General features: G+C 61.0%; 21 protein-coding genes. 14 read left to right on the top strand and 7 right to left on the bottom strand.

Annotated features, from left to right (window positions below; translation table 11 throughout):
* Positions 1-20: 20 nt before the first annotated feature.
* From HV681_RS21490 to HV681_RS21465, 6 genes are read right to left on the bottom strand one after another with little or no spacing between them, the layout of a single operon-like run.
* Entirely contained in the window at positions 21-1,181 is a 1,161-nt protein-coding gene (locus tag HV681_RS21490) for a nickel/cobalt transporter (protein ID WP_175124916.1), read from the bottom strand.
* A complete protein-coding gene (locus HV681_RS21485; protein WP_175124915.1) occupies positions 1,172-1,855 on the bottom strand; it encodes a DUF1007 family protein in 684 nt (227 codons plus the stop codon). Before HV681_RS21485 ends, HV681_RS21490 begins: the two co-directional genes overlap by 10 nt.
* A complete protein-coding gene (locus tag HV681_RS21480) occupies positions 1,816-2,850 on the bottom strand; it encodes a metal ABC transporter substrate-binding protein (protein WP_175124914.1) in 1,035 nt (344 codons plus the stop codon). Before HV681_RS21480 ends, HV681_RS21485 begins: the two co-directional genes overlap by 40 nt.
* A gap of 21 nt (positions 2,851-2,871) precedes the next feature.
* The gene (locus HV681_RS21475) at positions 2,872-3,738 is read right to left on the bottom strand and encodes a metal ABC transporter permease (RefSeq protein ID WP_175124913.1); all 867 of its coding nucleotides are present in this window, start codon (positions 3,736-3,738) and stop codon (positions 2,872-2,874) included.
* Positions 3,735-4,457 carry a metal ABC transporter ATP-binding protein gene (locus HV681_RS21470; protein ID WP_175124912.1) on the bottom strand — a complete coding sequence of 241 codons (723 nt, stop codon included), beginning with the start codon at positions 4,455-4,457 and terminating at the stop codon, positions 3,735-3,737. Before HV681_RS21470 ends, HV681_RS21475 begins: the two co-directional genes overlap by 4 nt.
* Positions 4,454-4,624, bottom strand: coding sequence for a hypothetical protein (locus HV681_RS21465; RefSeq protein ID WP_175124911.1), 171 nt, complete (start codon positions 4,622-4,624; stop codon positions 4,454-4,456). Before HV681_RS21465 ends, HV681_RS21470 begins: the two co-directional genes overlap by 4 nt.
* A gap of 202 nt (positions 4,625-4,826) precedes the next feature.
* Here HV681_RS21465 and HV681_RS21460 point away from each other — a divergent pair, with 202 nt between their 5' ends.
* The 5 genes from HV681_RS21460 to hslU all read left to right on the top strand — a co-directional run bounded on the left by HV681_RS21460 (position 4,827) and on the right by hslU (position 9,520).
* Positions 4,827-5,330, top strand: coding sequence for a Fur family transcriptional regulator (locus HV681_RS21460; RefSeq protein WP_056327248.1), 504 nt, complete (start codon positions 4,827-4,829; stop codon positions 5,328-5,330).
* A gap of 426 nt (positions 5,331-5,756) precedes the next feature.
* Positions 5,757-6,872, top strand: a complete 1,116-nt coding sequence (locus tag HV681_RS21455) for a CobW family GTP-binding protein (protein WP_175124910.1) — start codon at positions 5,757-5,759, stop codon at positions 6,870-6,872.
* A gap of 124 nt (positions 6,873-6,996) precedes the next feature.
* Positions 6,997-7,461 (top strand): RNA polymerase-binding protein DksA, encoded by a 465-nt coding sequence (dksA, locus tag HV681_RS21450; protein ID WP_056327244.1) that lies wholly within the window; start codon positions 6,997-6,999, stop codon positions 7,459-7,461.
* Between the two features lie 114 nt (positions 7,462-7,575).
* Positions 7,576-8,115 carry an ATP-dependent protease subunit HslV gene (gene hslV / locus HV681_RS21445; protein ID WP_056327243.1) on the top strand — a complete coding sequence of 180 codons (540 nt, stop codon included), beginning with the start codon at positions 7,576-7,578 and terminating at the stop codon, positions 8,113-8,115.
* A gap of 70 nt (positions 8,116-8,185) precedes the next feature.
* Positions 8,186-9,520 (top strand): ATP-dependent protease ATPase subunit HslU, encoded by a 1,335-nt coding sequence (gene hslU, locus HV681_RS21440; protein WP_175124909.1) that lies wholly within the window; start codon positions 8,186-8,188, stop codon positions 9,518-9,520.
* Between the two features lie 83 nt (positions 9,521-9,603).
* Here the strand turns inward: hslU and HV681_RS21435 are convergent, their stop codons facing one another.
* A complete protein-coding gene (locus HV681_RS21435) occupies positions 9,604-9,909 on the bottom strand; it encodes a copper-binding protein (protein ID WP_175124908.1) in 306 nt (101 codons plus the stop codon).
* Between the two features lie 203 nt (positions 9,910-10,112).
* Here HV681_RS21435 and HV681_RS21430 point away from each other — a divergent pair, with 203 nt between their 5' ends.
* The 9 genes from HV681_RS21430 (at position 10,113) to HV681_RS21390 (ending at position 18,532) form a co-directional block, all read left to right on the top strand.
* Entirely contained in the window at positions 10,113-10,673 is a 561-nt protein-coding gene (locus tag HV681_RS21430; protein WP_175124907.1) for a cob(I)yrinic acid a,c-diamide adenosyltransferase, read from the top strand.
* A gap of 175 nt (positions 10,674-10,848) precedes the next feature.
* Complete coding sequence (gene rfbB / locus HV681_RS21425; RefSeq protein ID WP_175124906.1) at positions 10,849-11,910, top strand: dTDP-glucose 4,6-dehydratase; 1,062 nt, start codon at positions 10,849-10,851, stop codon at positions 11,908-11,910.
* 139 nt (positions 11,911-12,049) lie between these two features.
* On the top strand, positions 12,050-12,973 hold the full coding sequence (locus HV681_RS21420) for a glycosyltransferase family 2 protein (protein ID WP_254595033.1): 924 nt from the start codon (positions 12,050-12,052) through the stop codon (positions 12,971-12,973).
* Between the two features lie 7 nt (positions 12,974-12,980).
* Entirely contained in the window at positions 12,981-13,880 is a 900-nt protein-coding gene (rfbD, locus tag HV681_RS21415) for a dTDP-4-dehydrorhamnose reductase (protein WP_175124905.1), read from the top strand.
* Positions 13,877-14,758 carry a glucose-1-phosphate thymidylyltransferase RfbA gene (rfbA, locus tag HV681_RS21410; RefSeq protein WP_175124904.1) on the top strand — a complete coding sequence of 294 codons (882 nt, stop codon included), beginning with the start codon at positions 13,877-13,879 and terminating at the stop codon, positions 14,756-14,758. Before rfbD ends, rfbA begins: the two co-directional genes overlap by 4 nt.
* On the top strand, positions 14,758-15,303 hold the full coding sequence (gene rfbC / locus HV681_RS21405; RefSeq protein ID WP_175124903.1) for a dTDP-4-dehydrorhamnose 3,5-epimerase: 546 nt from the start codon (positions 14,758-14,760) through the stop codon (positions 15,301-15,303). The genes rfbA and rfbC overlap by 1 nt, the downstream gene beginning before the upstream one ends.
* Positions 15,300-16,346: a UDP-glucose 4-epimerase GalE gene (gene galE, locus HV681_RS21400; protein WP_175124902.1), complete on the top strand. Its 1,047-nt coding sequence runs from the start codon at positions 15,300-15,302 to the stop codon at positions 16,344-16,346. The genes rfbC and galE overlap by 4 nt, the downstream gene beginning before the upstream one ends.
* Entirely contained in the window at positions 16,333-17,151 is an 819-nt protein-coding gene (locus HV681_RS21395; RefSeq protein ID WP_175124901.1) for an ABC transporter permease, read from the top strand. The genes galE and HV681_RS21395 overlap by 14 nt, the downstream gene beginning before the upstream one ends.
* Complete coding sequence (locus tag HV681_RS21390) at positions 17,141-18,532, top strand: ABC transporter ATP-binding protein (protein WP_175124900.1); 1,392 nt, start codon at positions 17,141-17,143, stop codon at positions 18,530-18,532. Before HV681_RS21395 ends, HV681_RS21390 begins: the two co-directional genes overlap by 11 nt.
* The last annotated feature ends 81 nt before the right edge of the window (positions 18,533-18,613 follow it).

Below are 18,613 nucleotides of genomic sequence, written 5' to 3'. Positions count from 1 at the left end.
GGCCCGCACGCGGGTATACGCTACCCGCCCACGGCCAACATGCCGCCCAGCAGCATCACGCCCAGCAGCAACACCGCAATCGCGGCCAGCGCCTCGACCGCATAGCGCAGCCGCGCCGCGCCAGCGCCGGACAGACGGCTGCCCAGACGCGTCGCGGCGCTCCCGGCCGCAACAGCCAGGCAAGCCAACGCCGCCACGGTCAGCCCCGTGCCCAAACCCATCGCCAGCGCCGATGCGACGCCGGCAAGAAAGAAATTCTGCGACAACGCGAACACCAGCACGATCAACGCGCCGCTGCAGGGCCGCAGGCCCACCGCGAAAATCGCCGACCACGCGCGGCGCCAGTTCATCGGACCGGCAACCTGTTCCGGCGCGGGTACGTGCGCGTGTCCGCAACCGCAGTCGTGGTCATGGTGATGATCGTGATCATGGTGATGCGCTTGGACCTGAACCTGCGGATTGCCGTACGCATGCTTGTGCGCGTGTTCGTGATCATGCCGGTGATCATGTACGTGCTCGTGTACGTGCTCATGCCCATGCGCATGTTCGTGCGTGTGTTCGTGCGTGTGTTCGTGCGCCTGCACCGGCGCATCTGCATGATCATGCGCTGCATGTTCACGCGCCCCGGCCCGCCGCAGCAACGGCCTCACCGCCTTGAACCACACCAGCCACACGCCCAACAGCGTCACCAACGCATACGACGCCAGCTCCAGCCAGCGCGTGGCTTCGTTCATCGTCGCCGCCGTCGCGTTGAAGATCAACGCCAGCACCGCCACCATCACGATCGCCACCAGCGCCTGGATCAGCGAAGACGCCAAAGCCAGCAGCGCACCGTTGCGCGCCGTCTGGCGGTTGGCCAGGACGTACGACGAAATCACCGCTTTGCCATGGCCCGGTCCCAGCGCATGAAAGACGCCGTACGCGAACGACAGGCCGACCAAGGCCCACGCTGCGCCGCCGTCCGCCTGCCAGGCACGGACAGCGCCCGTCAGTTGCCTGTAGAAATGCGACTGCCAGACAGACACGCTGCCAAAAAAACTGGACAGCCAGCCGGGACCGGCAAGGCCGCTGCCGCTTTCCGGCACGCCAAAGGGATGCGTGCCTTGCGCGGCCGCAATCGACAGCCCACCGAGCATCAGCAGGATGATCGCCAGCGCGCGCGCGCGGCGGCTCACGGGCATCGCACCTCGATGCGGTGCGTGAGTCCCTTGGTAATGGCGAACAGTTCGTCGGGCAAGGCGTCCGGGTCGGCCGGGATCGCGGCCAGTTCCTGCATGGTTTTCCAATCCAGTTCCTTGGGCTTGCGGTAGTCGGCCTTGCAGGCCGCGCCTTGCGGACCGCCGAGCGACACCGCCCCCTTCTCTTCAAATGCGTAGGCCACGAAATAGGTGGGGTCGTAGATGTCCACCTGCGCGCCGCCCGCGCCCGGCACGACGGGCTCGGCCAGCGGCAGCGTGAAGGACAGCGTCAGCCGCGTGGTCTTGGGGTTCCAGTCGACGCGGGCGTCGCGAGGTGCGGCGAATGCCGCGGTCTTGCCGTCAACGGTGACGCGCGTGAAGTAATGCGAGATCGGCTCACCCAGCGCCTTCATCCAATCCTGCGCCATGCCTTTCAGAGTGTCGGCGGGAAGCGTCCCGTCCTTGGCCTTTTTCAGCCCCTGCGTCGCGTAGGCGCCGAACATTTCGTCGAACAGCCACACCTGCCGCACGGCGCTGATGCGCTGTTCGGCATCGACGTCGATCTGCGCGCGCGCATCGATCCACATGTGCGGGTGCGCGCTGGCGGCGCCCGCCGCCAGCAGCGCCGCCACGGCGCTCAGGGTTGCAAGGCCGCGGCAAGCTGGCGTGCGTTCCATTCAAACATTTCCAGGTAGGTGGCGCCCGGCTGTCCAGGCTTGGACAGGGCATCGGAGTAGAGCGTACCACCCACCTTTGCGCCGGTCTCGCGCGCGATCTGCTGGACCAGCTTGGGACTGCTGATGTTCTCGACGAACACCGCGGGCACCTTGTCGCGCCGCACCTGTTCGATGATCGCGGCCACCTCGCGCGCCGACGGTTCGGCGTCGGTAGACACCCCCATTGCGGGGATGAACGTCACGCCATACGCGTCGCCGAAATAGCCGAACGCATCGTGCGAGGTGACGACCTTGCGGCGATCGGCGCCGATGGCGCCAAAGGTCTTGCGCACGCTGGCGTCCAGCGCCTGCAGCTTGGCGACGTAGGCGTCGGCGCGTTGGCGATACGCCTGCGCATGCGCGGGATCCGCGGCGGCCAGGCCGTCGGCCACGTTGCGCGCGTAGATCACGCCGTTCGCCAGGCTCTGCCAGGCATGCGGGTCGGCGTCGCCATGGTGATGGTGATGGCCGGGCTTGTGGTCGTGGTCATCGTCATGGTCATGGTCGTGGTCATCGCCGTGCTTGTGATCGTGTCCGTCCTTGTGATCATGATCGTGATCAGCCTCGTGCGCGTGCCCATCGCCATGCCCCGCGAACTTGCGCGGCGTCACGCCCTTGGACGCCGTCACCGTCTGTCCGGCGAACCCGGACGCCTTCGTCAGCTTGGGCAGCCAGGTCTCGAAGTCCAGGCCGTTCACCACCAGCACGCGCGCATCCGCGAGCTTTTTCGCATCGCCCGGCGTGGGTTCGTACCCGTGCGCATCACCGTCAGGCCCGACCAGCGTCGTCAGGCTGATGTCGGCGCCGCCAATTTCCCGCACGATGTCGCCCAGGATGGAAAAGCTGGCCACCACTTTCAGCGGCTCGGCCGCCTGCGCGGTTCCCAACATGGCCGACAGGCAGACGCCCGCCATGGCCAGCAGTGCGCGGCGGCGTGCCGGCAGAATCGAACGCATGGTCAATCTCCTTATGAAGTCTCAGGCAGGGCGCGCGCGGCGCGTTGCCCGCAGCAGCCCGCCTTGCGGGCCGCCCACGATGGAAAACAGATAGCAGGCGCCGGCCGCCAGGATGATCGCGGGCGAGGCCGGCACGTCGAAGTGATAGGAGACCAGCAGCCCGGCCACCGAAGACGCCACGCCGAGCGCCGCCGACAGCGGAATCTGACGGGCCGCGCTGCGCACCCAGAACCGCGCCGCGGCGGCCGGCAGCATCATGATGCCCACCACCATCAGCGTGCCCAGCACCTGAAAGCCCGCCACCAGATTCACGACGACCAGCACCAGAAAGCCCATGTGCACCACGCCGCCCATGCCGCCGCTGGCGCGCAGGAATCCCGGGTCCAGGCATTCGGCAACCAGCAGCCGGTAGATGGCCGCCAGCACAAGCAAGGTCACGCTGGCCGTGGCGGTCACAAGCAGCAACGCCGCGTCGTCCAGGCCCAGCACCGTGCCGAACAGCACGTGCAGCAGATCCATGTTGGAGCCGCGCAGGGACACCAGCAGCACGCCCAGCCCCAGCGATATCAGGTAGAAGGCGGCAAAGCTCGCGTCCTCGCGCAGCGGCGTCAGCCGGGCCACCAGCCCCGCCAGCAATGCCACGGCCAGTCCAGTCGCAATACCGCCCAGCATCATCGCGCCGAGCGACAGGCCGGCCATCAGAAAGCCCACCGCCACACCCGGCAGAATGGCGTGCGACATCGCATCGCCCATCAGGCTCATGCGCCGCAACACCAGAAAGACACCCAAGGGCGCGGCGCCCAGCGACAGCGCGCAAGCACCCGCAAGCGCGCGCCGCATGAAACCGTAGTCGAGGAACGGCGATACCACCCAATCCACGAGCGTCATGCCCAGGCTCCCGCGTGGCGTTGGCGCGCCGTCTTCAGATGCGCCTCGCTCAAGGTGGCGGTGGTGTCGCCCCAGGCCACCACTGAACCGGACAACAGCAGGCTTTCCGGAAAGTGATCGCGCACCAGGTCCAGATCGTGCAACACCGCGATCACGGTGCGGCCTTGTCCATGCAGGCCGCACAACAGGGCCATCAGTTCCTCGGCGGTGTGGCTGTCCACGGCCGCAAAGGGTTCGTCCAGCAACAGCACCGGCGCGTCCTGCACCAGCATCCGTGCAAACAGGGCGCGCTGCATCTGCCCGCCCGACAGCGTATCCACGCCGCAGCCCGCGCAATCGGCCAGGCCCACGGTTTCAAGTGCGTGCATGCACCGGTCCAGCTCGTCGTTGCTGAACGCGCGCCAGGCGCCGACCCGGCGCCAGGCGCCCATGGCCGCCAGGTCCAGCACTGTCGTCGGAAATGATCGGTCCAGTTCCGCCGCCTGCGGCAGCCACGCCAACGCCGATCGTCCGGCGCCCTGGATGCGCACGCTGCCGGTCATGGGTCGCAGCACGCCCATGATGCCCTTGATGAGCGTCGACTTGCCCGCGCCGTTGGGTCCGACCACGGCTGTCATGCCGCCGGGCGCGAAGCTGCCCGAAACCGCGCGCAAGGCCGCGCGCCCATGCCAGCCGAACGATGCGTCGACCAGCTCGACCGTGACGGGCGCCGCGTTCATCGCGGCCACCAGTCCAGCGCCCAGCCGGTCAACGCCCACAGCGCGATGCCGGCCATCAGGGCGTAAGCCATGCGCCGCCAGGCGGAAACGAGAAACGCGGAACGGGGCGGCGTGCCCCGGCCGGGCGCGGCGCCGGGCCGCGGGGGCAGGAGCGAGAAATGGGACATGGCAGGCAACAACGGAATTCGGCAACGACGGGAAAGCGGCAACCGCAGCAACAACATACGAAGCAGCGGTAGTTTTATTATGTTATATCATAACTAAAACATGACGGCTTCAGAGCCGGTTCCCGCACGCCGGGGTTTTCTGCTACCTTCCAGGCATCTCGCGCGCGCGTCGCGCGCGCTTCCCATTCAGATAAAGCCCGCCATGTCCGCTCCGTCCCGTCCACCCCGCAACGACAGCGTTGGCGCTCAGCTCAGCGTCGCCGAAACGCTGTGCGCGCAGCGCGGACGCCGCCTGACCCCCATCCGCCGCAAGGTCCTCGAACTGTTGCTGCGCCATGGCCGCAGCCTCAAGGCCTACGAGCTGCTGGACGCCATGCGCGCGGTCCATCCGGGCGCTGCGCCGCCCACGGTGTATCGCGCCCTGGACTTCCTGATGGACGAAGGCCTCATTCACCGCCTGGACGCCGTCAATGCCTGGAGCGCCTGCCACGACGCCGGCGGCGCCCCGCATGACCTGCTCGTCGTCTGTACCGGTTGCGGCGCTGTCGCTGAAGTCTCCGACCCGGCCATGAGCCGTCAGTTGGCCGAACGCGTTGCCCAGACGGGCTATGCGCTGGCCACGCATGAAACCGAAATCCGCGCGCTGTGCCCGCAGTGCCAGAAGACGCAGCCGGCCGACGCGGGTCATCACCACCATCACCACTGATTGGGCGGGCGCCCCTGAGGCGTTTCATCCATTGGGTGCGCCTCATCCTTGGATTGGCCTCATCCCGGGCACCTCTCATCCTTGGATGAGCCCCATTTCGAGCCGCATCTCATCCTTAGGATGCGCCCCATCGGCCGCGCCATTTCAAGCCCGCCCGCTCCCGGGCCGCCGGCTCGCCCTTGAATTCAGGCAAACCGCCCCAAAATAGAGGTATCGCCCGATACTTGACGGCGATCGGCTGCCATCTGGCGGCCACGGCCCCCCGGGTTGGCCCGGGGTTTGCCCCCTGCCCCCGACTGTGCTGTAATCCTGCGTCCGGCCGCTATCGGTGGCTCTCGCAGCCTGTGGCAGACATCAATCGGCAGGGACTGAAAACCCCGTCAGGCGCTGTGTTTCACGCCCTGACATCACGCTAGCAGCTTCGCCATGAACACCCCGCGCAGTTTGGACAAAATGGTTCCCGTCACCATCCTCACCGGCTTCCTCGGTGCGGGCAAGACCACCCTGCTCAAACGCATCCTGACCGAATTCCATGGCCGCCGCGTCGCCGTCATCGAAAACGAGTTCGGACCCGAAAGCATCGACAACGACCTGCTCGTGCAGGACAGCGACGAAGAAATCATCGAGCTGTCCAACGGTTGCGTCTGCTGCACGGTGCGCGGCGACCTGATGCGTACTCTGTCCGAGCTGCGCGCCAAGCGCGAAGCCGGCGAACTCACTTTTGAACGCGTCATCCTCGAAACCACCGGCATGGCCAACCCCGGCCCCGTGTGCCAGACGTTCTTCATGGATGACGACATCGCCGAGTACTACCGCCTGGACGCGGTGGTCACCGTGGTCGATGCCAAGCACGGCATGTCCACACTCGACGAACAACCCGAAGCCCAAAAGCAGGTCGGTTTCGCCGACCGCATCCTGATCTCGAAGAAAGACCTGGTCAACGAAGTCGACTACGAAGCGCTGCGCCACCGTCTGGTTCACATGAACCCGCGCGCGCCGATCACCGCCGTCAACTTCGGCGACGTCGACCTCAAGTCCATCATCGACATCAGCGGCTTCAATCTGAATTCCATTCTGGACATCGACCCGGAGTTCCTGGCCGATGAGCATCCGGACGCCGCGCACAACCATGCCCACGATCACGACCATGATCACGGCCACGGCCATGACCACGATCATGACCACGATGGCGAATGCGGCGCGCACTGCAATCATGCCCACCATCACCACCCCAAGCACGACGACGAAATCGGCGCGTTCGTGTTCCGTTCCAACAAGCCGTTCGATCCCGCGCGCCTTGAGGAATTCCTGGGCGGCGTCGTGCAGGTCTATGGTCCCGACCTGATGCGCTACAAGGGCATCCTGTACATGAAGGGCATCAACCGCCGCATGTTGTTCCAGGGTGTGCACATGATGATGGGCGCCGAACCCGGCAAGCCGTGGACCGCGGCCGAAAAACCGTCCACCAAGATGGTGTTCATCGGACGTAAGCTGCCCCAGGAGATTTTTACCCGGGGCTTGGAGCAGTGCCTGGCGGGGTAATCCCCATTCCTGCGTGACGCGATGCGACGAAGGCAGTACTGTGAGGTACGGATAGCGTAGGCAACAAGTAACACGGACCGGGACGGACGCCCGCGCCAGGATCGATTCATAGTGGAGTGTTTACATGGCTACCAAGGCAGCAACCAAAAAATCAAGTAAGTCGACGAGCGATACGGCGATTGATCTGCCCAGCGAAAAGGAATTGCTGGCCATGCCCGAGTCGGACTACATGAACGACCGCCAACTGGCGTTCTTCAAGGAACGGCTCAAACAACTCGAGCAGGACATTCTGGCCAACGCCGGCGAGACCACCGAGCACCTGCGTGAAACGCAATTCGTGCCGGATCCCGCCGACCGCGCCACCATCGAGGAAGAGCACGCCCTGGAACTGCGCACCCGCGACCGCGAGCGCAAGCTGCTCAAGAAGGTGCAGCAATCCATCGCCCGCATCGACAGCGGCGAATATGGCTGGTGTGAAGAAACGGGCGAGCCCATCGGCATCCCCCGTCTGCTCGCCCGCCCCACGGCCACCCTGTCGCTCGAAGCGCAGGAACGCCGTGAGATGCGTCAAAAGCTGTACGGCGACTGATCCGTCCCGCTTCCGCTCCGTCCCTGAAAGGCCATGCCGGTTAACCGCATGGCCTTTTTTCTACTTGATATACCGGCGACCGCCCCCAGCTAAAACTTTCAACGGAAGGAACGCATGGAACAATTTCACGCCACCACCATCGTGTGTGTGCGCCGCGGCAACCGCGTCGCGCTGGGCGGCGATGGCCAGGTCACCCTGGGCAACATCGTCATCAAGGGCACTGCCCGCAAGATCCGCCGCCTGTACCACGACAAGATTCTCGCTGGCTTCGCCGGCGCCACCGCCGATGCGTTCACGCTGCAGGAACGCTTCGAAGCCAAGCTCGAAAAGCACCAGGGCAACCTGATGCGCGCCGCGGTCGAACTGACCCGCGACTGGCGTACCGACCGCGTCCTGCGACGCCTGGAAGCCATGCTGATCGTGGCCGACGCCGAGCACACGCTGGTTCTCACCGGCAACGGCGACGTGCTGGAACCCGAGCACGGCCTGGCCGCCATCGGCTCCGGCGGCGCGTACGCGCAATCGGCCGCGTTGGCCCTGCTGCGCAACACCGACCTCCCGCCCGAGACGATCATCAAACAATCGCTCGAGATCGCCGGCGACCTGTGCATCTACACCAACCAGAACCACGTCATCGAAACGCTGGGCGACTGACGCCTGCCGCGCGGCGCAACCTGCGCCGCGGCGCCCTCCCAGCCCGCCCTAGCTTCAAGGATCCGCCCTGATGTCCGCATCCAACATGACGCCCGGAGAGATCGTCTCCGAACTCGACAAGTACATCGTCGGCCAGAACCGCGCCAAGCGCGCGGTCGCGGTGGCACTGCGCAACCGCTGGCGCCGCCAGCAGGTCGCCGAACCCCTGCGCCACGAAATCCATCCCAAGAACATTCTGATGATCGGCCCGACCGGCGTCGGCAAGACCGAGATCGCGCGCCGCCTGGCCAAACTGGCCAACGCGCCGTTCATCAAGATCGAAGCCACCAAGTTCACCGAGGTCGGCTACGTGGGCCGCGACGTGGACACCATCATCCGCGACCTGACCGAATACTCCATCAAGCAGACCCGCGAACTGGAAATGCGCCGTGTGCGCACCCAGGCCGAGGACGCCGCCGAAGACCGCATCCTGGACGCCCTGGTTCCGCCGCCCCGCGGCGCCTCGGGTGAGCCCCAGCGCGGCGAGGACAACAGCGCCCGCCAGACGTTCCGGAAGCGCCTGCGCGAAGGCCTGATCGACGATCTGGAAATCGAGATTGAAGTCGCGCAGACCGTGCCGCAAATGGACGTCATGACGCCCCCCGGCATGGAAGAAATGGCCGAGCAGCTGCGCGGCATGTTCGCGGGCATGGCGCGCGACAAGAAAAAGCCCAAGAAGATGAAGGTGCGCGAAGCCTTCAAGCTCATCGTCGACGAAGAAGCCGCCAAGCGCGTCAACGAAGAAGACCTGCGCAGCGTTGCGATCAACAACGTCGAGCAGAACGGCATCGTGTTCCTGGACGAAATCGACAAGATCGCCGCCCGCCAGGAATCCGGCGGCGCCGATGTGTCGCGCCAAGGCGTGCAGCGCGACCTGCTGCCGCTGGTTGAAGGCACCACCGTCAACACGCGTTATGGCATGGTCCGCACCGACCACATCCTGTTCATCGCGTCGGGCGCCTTCCACCTGTCGCGTCCGTCGGACCTGATCCCCGAACTCCAAGGCCGCTTCCCGATCCGCGTCGAACTCGAATCCCTCACCGCCCAGGATTTCGTGCGCATCCTGTCCGACACGGATGCGTCGCTGACCAAGCAGTACACGGCGCTGATGGCGACCGAGGACGTCGAGCTCGAGTTCACCGACGAAGGCGTACGCCGCCTGGCGGAACTGGCCTTCGAGGTCAACGAAACCACCGAGAACATCGGCGCCCGCCGTCTGTACACGGTGATGGAAAAGCTGCTGGACGAGCTTTCCTTTGACGCCACGTCCAGCCAGGACAAGCACGTCAAGATCGACGCCGCCTACGTCAACTCGCAACTGGCCGAAGCTGCCAGCAGCCAGGACCTGGCCCGCTACGTGCTCTGACGCTCCGGGCACCAGCGACCCGCCGCAGATGCAAAAAACCCCGCCGCAACGCTTTGCGGCGGGGTTTTTTCTTTGGGACAGCGTCAGTTCGTGATCGCCGTCACCACGTACTTGCCATCCTTGCGCGTAGCGGTAAACCGCACCTTGTCGCCCGCCTTGATATTGGCCAGCAACGCCGGATCGGCCTGGTAGACCAGCGACATCGCCGGCAGGTCCAGCGCCTTGATGGCATCGTGCTTGATCGTGACCTTGCCCGCCGCGGCGTCCACGCGCCGCACCTCGCCCGTGGCATCGGCCTGCTGCGCGAAAGCGACTGGCGTCGCCAGCGACACGACAGCCATTGCGGTGGCAACCGCCATGGGCGTTGCGTACTTGCGGTTAAAACCCATATGTAACCTCCCTATGCGATCCAAGCGGCCGGGGCGCCTAAGGCGCTCCTGCCGCTTTTTACAGTGCTAGGATACTGCGCGAATGCAACCATTCCGCCGCGAGTGCGCAACAATCCTGACGGTTGTTTGCGGAGCGGCCCTGCTTGCGGGCTGCGCTTACCGTCGGAAGCAAGCCTCCAACTCTTCTCACTCAATCAAAAAACATGGCCAACCGCTTATCCGTCATTGCCACCCGCACCGGCGACGATGGCACCACCGGGCTCGGGGACGGATCCCGAATCCCCAAGGACGCCCCGCGCATCGCCGCCCTGGGCGATGTGGACGAACTGAACAGCGTCATCGGCCTGTTGCTCACTGAAACCCTGCCGGACGACGTGTCCGCCGACCTGCTCACCATCCAGCACGACCTCTTCGACATGGGCGCGGAGCTTTGCATCCCCGGCCATGCCGCGATCACCCAAGCGCAGGTTGCTTATCTGGATGCGCGGCTCGCGCACTACAACGCGGCGCTGCCGCCGCTGCGCGAGTTCATCCTGCCCGGCGGCTCGCGGCCGGCAGCAGTGGCGCACATGGCGCGCACGGTAGCCCGGCGTGCCGAGCGCGCGGTGGTCGCGCTGGCGGGAGTGGAAAGCGTAAATGCGCCGATCCGGCAGTACTTGAACCGGTTGTCGGATCTGATGTTCGTGCTGGCGCGCTTCCTCAATAAGGCGACTGGTAAAGGGGACATATTTTGGAGCAGCCCAGTTGCCCGTAAGGCCACGTAACTCCTGCGTGAATTTGCAAGGGCCGAATTGCCGCCTCTTCCTATGTCGATGTGACCCTCCTATTTCGACAAACGCCTTGTTTCACTTGTTTGAAGGCGTCATGGCAGTTGCGGCATAATTGAGGGTTAACGAGCGTGTTCGCGCACCGCGCTCATCGCTCAAGGACTATATAAGAATGAGTATTATTGTTACCGGCGGAGCGGGCTTTATCGGGTCCAACTTCGTACTTGACTGGTTCCTAAAATCCAATGAGCCCGTCGTGACGTTGGATAAGCTCACCTATGCAGGCAACCCGGCTAACCTCGCTACGCTTAAAGGCAATCCCGCTCACAAGCTGGTGCAAGGGGACATCGGGAACTTTGAACTCGTCAGCCAACTACTCGCAGAGCACACGCCACGCGCCGTCCTCAATTTCGCCGCGGAATCGCACGTGGATCGCTCGATCCACGGTCCGGGCGAGTTTATTCAGACCAACATCGTTGGCACCTTCCAGTTGCTCGAAGCCGTGCGTGCTTACTGGAGTGCGCTTCCTGACGTTGATCGCGCGGCCTTCCGCTTCCTGCACGTCTCCACCGATGAAGTCTACGGCTCGTTGGAAGAGGACGATCCCGCTTTCAGCGAGACCAACCGCTACGAGCCCAACAGCCCCTATTCGGCCAGCAAGGCAGCCAGTGATCACCTAGTTCGCGCGTATCACCATACCTACGGCCTGCCCGTGCTCACGACCAATTGCTCCAACAATTATGGTCCGTACCATTTCCCCGAAAAGCTGATTCCGCTCGTGATCCACAATGCGCTGGCTGGCAAACCGTTGCCTATCTATGGCAACGGCCAGCAGATCCGCGATTGGCTGTACGTGAAGGACCACTGCGCAGCGATCCGCCGGGTGCTGGCCGACGGCAAGCTGGGCGAAACCTACAACGTAGGGGGCTGGAACGAAAAGGCCAACCTCGATGTCGTCCACACGCTTTGCTCGCTACTCGACGAGCTCAGCCCTCGTGCCGATGGTCAGCCGTATAAGAACCAGATAACGTTCGTCAAGGACCGGCCGGGTCACGATCAGCGATACGCCATTGATGCGTCGCGCCTGGAGCGGGAATTGGGCTGGAAGCCTGCGGAAACCTTCGAATCCGGCATTCGCAAAACCGTTGAATGGTATCTGGCCAACCAGGATTGGGTCGCAAACATCACCAGCGGCGCCTATCGCGACTGGGTGAACACCCAGTACGATGGCTGAACGCGCCAATGGCTTGCGCTCCACCCGGAGCGCGGCCTCCTGCAATCATGAGCGCTTTCCCAATTTACTTCCCGTATCCACTCGTTGAGCAGTGGGCGACAGCGTTTCCCTTCAATCGCATTCTCTCGTGGATGGCACGATGAGCCAGAACGTCGCTATCCTCCTTTGCACCTATCAAGGTGGCCAATACCTTGCAGAACAGTTAGATTCCTTCGGTTCACAATCGCATCGGGAATGGAGCGTTTGGGTATCGGACGACGGTTCCCAGGACAACACGCAAGAGGTGCTCAAATCGTACCAACAGGCTTGGGGACCGGAACGCCTTGTTGTCCGGGCGGGACCCCGCAAGGGCTTTGCTGCGAACTTCCTGTCCCTTGCCTGCCGCGAAGAAATCGCTGCTGATTATTACGCAATGTCGGACCAAGACGACATATGGCATGCTGACAAGCTTGAACGGGCTGTCCGCTGGCTCAAAACTGTCCCCGCTGACGTCCCGGCGTTATATTGCACGAGGACCGAGCTGGTGGACGAAGCAGGCGGAAAACTTGGATACTCGCCCTTGTTCACGCGCCCGCCGTCCTTCAAGAACGCCTTGGTGCAGAACGTGGCAGGCGGCAATACCATGGTCTTCAACAACGCCGCACGCGAGTTGTTGAAGTCGGCCGGCGCCGACGTTAAGGTTGCAGCCCACGATTGGTGGGTGTACATCGTGGTGAGCGGATGCGGCGGCCAGGTGTTCTACGACCCCATTCCTTCATTGCTTTATCGGCAACATGCGGAGAATTTGATCGGCGCCAACACCGGCTTTGGCGCACGCCTTCAACGGATTGGCAAGCTGTTCAAGGGCCACTTGAAGGCATGGACAGACCAGCACATCGTTGCCATGCGGCCCATCATTTCCAGCCTGTCGCACGACAGCTCGTCCACCTTCGAGCGGTTCACCTTGGCGCGTCAACGCAGTTTGATCCCTCGCGTCTTCGGAATATGGCGATCCGGGATCTATCGACAGACTCCGCTCGGCAACCTCGGGCTGCTGATCGCAGCGATTCTCAATAGGATCTAGGCTCGTTATGAAGATTCTTCTATTGGGCAAGACCGGACAAGTCGGAAGTGAGCTGCATCGCACCCTGCTCCCGCTCGGTGAGTTGATCACGTTAAGCCGCGCAGAGGCTGATCTTGAAGTTCCGCCAAGTCTGATCGATGTGTTGGCAGCGCATTCACCGGACGTGATCGTGAATGCGGCTGCCTATACCGCGGTTGACAAGGCGGAATCAAATACGCAAACGGCGCATGCCATCAATGCAGAGTCCGTGGCGGTGATCGCTCAATACGCAAGATCACGCGGCGCGTTGCTGGTGCATTACTCCACTGATTACGTTTTTGACGGCGCCAAAACCGCAGCCTATGAACCCTCGGATATTACCAATCCGCTAAGCGTCTACGGTCGCACGAAACGCCAAGGCGAAGAGGCCATTGTGGCCAGCGGCTGCCAGTTCCTGATTCTTCGGACGAGCTGGGTGTTCTCGGCGCATGGAAGCAATTTCGTCAAGACAATACTGCGCTTGGCGAAGGAGCGCGACGAGTTGCGCATCGTCGCGGATCAGCACGGCGCACCCACGTCGGCGGAATTGATCGCCGACGTAACCGCGCTGGCTATTGCGGGATTTCGCCAGGGGCTGTGCAAGAGCGGCATCTATCATCTGACCGCCGCCGGCCGAACCACATGGCACGGCTTTGCGCGCCATATCGTGTCCCGCGCAACCGCGAACGGCGCGGCAATCAAGGCAACCTCCGAGAAGATTCATCCGATTCCCACGGACGATTACCCCCTGCCGGCACCCCGCCCCAAAAATTCCTGCCTGGACACGTCCGCGCTGAGCGAAGCGTTGCTACTACAGTTTCCCGACTGGACCGTTCATGTGAACCGAACCGTGGATCAATTGACTACATCGATGGAGTATCCCCTATGAACCGCAAAGGCATCATTCTGGCCGGAGGCTCCGGCACGCGATTGCACCCGGCCACGCTCGCGATAAGTAAGCAGCTACTGCCGGTTTACGACAAGCCAATGATCTATTACCCGCTCAGCACTTTGATGCTGACGGGAATTCAAGACATCTTGATTATCTCGACGCCGCAAGACATTCCGAGATTCCAGCAACTTTTGGGTTCCGGGGAGCAGTGGGGCCTTAACCTTCAATATGCGGTCCAGCCCTCCCCAGACGGATTGGCGCAAGCGTTCATTATCGGTGAATCGTTTCTCGACAACTCGCCTTCCGCGCTTGTACTCGGGGACAACATTTACTACGGCCATGACTTCGCAAGCTTGCTGAGCAGCGCCAACGAGCGAACGACGGCCGCCAGCGTATTTGCTTACCATGTCCACGACCCAGAACGGTACGGCGTGGCGGAATTCGACTCCGAGGGAAAAGTTCTCTCCATTGAGGAAAAACCTAAGACGCCAAAGTCGAATTACGCGGTGACCGGTCTGTACTTCTATGACAACCAGGTCGTCGACATCGCGAAACGCATAAAGCCATCCCCGCGCGGCGAACTTGAAATTACCGATGTGAATCGCGTCTACCTGCAGCAAGGAAATCTCTCCGTGGAAATCATGGGTCGGGGATATGCCTGGCTGGATACCGGTACCCATGAATCCTTGTTGGAAGCAAGTCAATTCATCGCGACTTTGGAGAATCGCCAAGGTCTGAAAGTGGCATGCCCCGAAGAGATCGCCTATCGCCAGGGATGGATCACTGCCGAGCAACTGGACGGATTGGCTACGCCCCTCCAAAAGACCGGCTATGGCCAATACCTGAAGCGCCTCCTCCTCGAAAGGATCTACTGATGAGAGTTTCCTCTCTAGAAATTCCAGAAGTTAAGGTTATTGAACCCAGGATCTTCCAGGACGCGCGCGGATATTTCTTTGAGAGTTTCAATCATCGTCAATTCGAGACGGACATTGGCCAGAGGGTCGAGTTCGTTCAGGACAATCAGTCCCTGTCCATGAAGAATGTCTTGCGGGGACTTCACTATCAAATCGAAAATACCCAGGGAAAACTCCTGAGGGTCATATCAGGTGAAGTGTTTGACGTCGCAGTTGACATTCGCAGATCGTCGCCGACATTTGGCAAGTGGGTCGGAGAGAATTTGTCTGCGGATAACAAGCGGCAATTATGGATCCCGCCAGGTTTCGCTCACGGGTTTCTGGTCCTGTCCGACTCGGCGGAAGTTTTGTACAAGACTACGGACTATTACGCGCCCCAGCATGAACGCTGCATCGCGTGGAACGACGAATCGCTAAATATACGATGGCCGCTTGGCGCCCCCCCGATACTGTCGAAATCCGACGAGCTGGGTAAGCCTTTAATAACCGCGGAACTATTTAAATGAGTTCAATCTTCGTGACCGGCGGCGCAGGCTACATCGGCACCCACACGTGCTTGGAATTGTTGCGGGCCGGCCATAAGGTTTTTGTTTACGACAATCTGTCGAATAGCAGCCGTCTGGGACTTGAACGTGTTGAGCGTATTGCCAACGCGGATATCCAATTCATGGAAGGCGACATTCGCGACGCAGGTGCGTTGACGCGCGCACTTCAGGAAAGCCAATGCGATTCGGTGATCCATTTTGCGGGATTGAAAGCTGTCGGCGAATCCGTTACGAATCCCTTGACTTACTACCATAACAACGTTGTTGGCACCTTTACACTGCTGACTGCGATGCAGACCATCGGCGTAAAAAAGCTGGTTTTCAGCTCGTCAGCCACTGTCTATGGTGAACCGGTATCATTACCCATTGATGAGGCGCATTCTTTATCGGCAACCAATCCGTATGGCCGTACCAAACTGATCGCTGAAGACATGCTGCGTGACCACTTTCGAGCGTCACCGGATTGGAACGTAACCATTCTGCGTTATTTCAATCCTGTCGGTGCCCACGAAAGCGGCTTGATCGGTGAAGACCCAAAGGATACACCCAACAATTTGATGCCATTTATTGCTCAGGTGGCGATCGGGCTTCGCGAGAAGTTGAATATCTGGGGCAACGATTATCCTACCCCGGACGGAACAGGCGTGCGTGATTACATACACGTCGTCGACCTCGCGATTGGGCACGTAAAGGCAATTGAAAGGGTGGCGCCGCCGCAATGCATCGAGTTGAATCTCGGAACCGGCCGTGGTTATAGCGTCCTAGAGGTCTTGCGCGCGTTTGAGCGGGCGAGCGGCAAGACCATTGCGTACGAATTCCTACCTCGAAGACCTGGTGACGTCGCCGCTTGCTACGCCAGCACCCGCCATGCCGAGTCAATACTGCAATGGCGCGCCGAACGAAACTTGGCAGCCATGTGCGAAGACCACTGGCGCTGGCAGCATCGCAACCCTGCCGGGTACGCTTCAAACAACGATTTCGCGAGTGAAAATGCAACGGAATAGCGGCTCCCCGGCTTCACTGACTAAGAGTCTTTGGAGCAATCGCGGCCTGATCAAAGCACTGGTTAAGCGGGACGTACTTGGCCGGTACAAAGGATCCTTCCTCGGGATCGTTTGGTCCTTTTTCAATCCGGTGTTCATGCTGCTTGTGTACACATTCATGTTCAGCGTGGTGTTCAAAGCCCGTTGGCCTGGCGGAAGCGAATCAAAAACTCAGTTTGCGATAATTTTGTTCGCGGGTCTGATGGTGTTCAACCTGTTTGCCGAAGTGATCAACAGAGCGCCAAGTCTCATCCTGTCAAATACGAATTACGTCAAAAAGGTGATCTTTCCCCTGGAAATTCTGCCTGTCGTCGCCCTAGGCGCTGCGCTCTTTCATTTTCTGATCAGCATGAGCGTCTGGTTGCTTTTTTATCTTATTTTTCTAGGCATACCGCCGGCAACCGCACTCCTTTTACCCATAATCTTGTTCCCACTGCTGCTTTTCACCCTTGGGATAACCTGGATTTTGGCGTCCCTAGGCGTTTTTCTGCGTGATGTGGGACAGGTGATTAGCATCCTGACCATGGCCCTGATGTTTCTATCCCCGATTTTCTACCCGATCTCCGCGCTGCCTGCACAGTATCAGGAGTTCATGGTGATGAATCCAATGACTCCTGTGGTCGAAGCGGTTCGAAACGCCCTGATCTGGGGCAAGGCTCCCGACTGGTTGCTCTACAGCGGTTACACGCTCATAGCTGCCATGATCGCGTGGCTGGGATTTGCATGGTTTCAAAAAATGCGAAAGGGATTTGCTGATGTCCTCTGATACTGCAATCACGGTTGAGAACCTTAGCAAGTGCTATCAAATCTATTCCTCGCCGCGGGATAGGCTGAAGCAGTTTTTCATCCCTCATCTGCAACGCGCGGTGGGAAAGCCGCCGAGCCATTACTTCAACGAGTTCTGGGCACTTCGAGACGTATCGTTCGAGGTCAAGAAGGGCGAAAGTGTTGGCATTCTTGGACGTAACGGATCCGGCAAATCCACCCTTTTGCAGATGATCTGCGGCACGCTTTCCCCAACGGCGGGCAACGTTCAGACGACCGGCCGTATTGCTGCGTTGCTCGAACTGGGCTCTGGTTTCAATCCTGAGTTTTCTGGTCGAGAGAACGTTTACATGAATGGAGCCCTGCTTGGACTAACCAGCCAACAGATAGATGAAAGATTCGATGCCATCGCCTCGTTCGCGGATATCGGTCAGTTTATCGATCAGCCCGTCAAGACCTATTCGAGCGGCATGTTGATTCGGTTGGCTTTCGCCGTTCAGGTTCAAGTCGAGCCCGATATCCTCGTCGTTGACGAAGCGCTGGCTGTGGGCGACGCGCTTTTCCAAAAGCGATGTTTCCGGCGCATCGAGAAGCTGGTAGCCGATGGAACGACTTTGCTTTTTGTGTCTCACGACCAGGAAAGCGTTCGGACGCTCACCAGTCGCGCCCTCCTCCTCAAGCAAGGTCGGACCGTCACCTGGGGCAAGTCGTCGGACGTGGTCCTGGAGTACCGACGGCAGCTGCACGACGAAGAATCGTCGTACTTCACGGCAGCCACGAAACAACTCGCGGCCAAGGCCCAGGCTGCGGTGACGCCTGCAGCGACGGGAGATGGCTCCGATCGATCCGACGAGCAAGCCCATGCCTCGCCTGCGGAGATGGCACGCTCCGACAAGCTTACGTTTGGGGATGGCGAGGTCAGAATCGTCAAAGTGGAGACATTGAACGGCGAGGGGCAAGAGTCGACTGTGTTCTTCCCGGGCGACGCGCTTCGCATTCGGATTTCGTGCGAGGTCTTAAGTCCAATTTCCAACCTGAATGTTGGCGTGAGAATCAGGAACAAGGAAGGCATCAAGATTTATTCTTGGGGCACACTTAATCAAGACATGCGGTTAAGAAATTCGGCCGCCAGCACTCCACTATTCTGGGACCAGAAGTTTTCCGCGGGCGAGACATTTGCGGTTGAACTGTCGTGTGACTCACCGTTGGGGATGAATCTGTATGAGATTCAGGCAACAGTAACGTTTGAAGAAACGCCGGACTACATGGGACAACGCATGTTGCATTGGATCGACGAAGCCGCTTTCTTCCAAATTTTGATGAATCGCGATGAAAACTTCTTTGGTGGGGTCGCGGATTTGAGGATGAATGCATCGTGGTAAATAAGATTTCACCCCACTCGGAAGTACCCGACCGCGAGCCGACCGTACTTGGCGGAATTGAGCGTGTAATCCGTACATGCG

Origin of the sequence: Achromobacter animicus (assembly GCF_902859585.1) — a bacterium.
Taxonomy (GTDB): domain Bacteria; phylum Pseudomonadota; class Gammaproteobacteria; order Burkholderiales; family Burkholderiaceae_B; genus Achromobacter; species Achromobacter animicus.
This window is presented reverse-complemented; position numbering and strand designations above follow the sequence as displayed.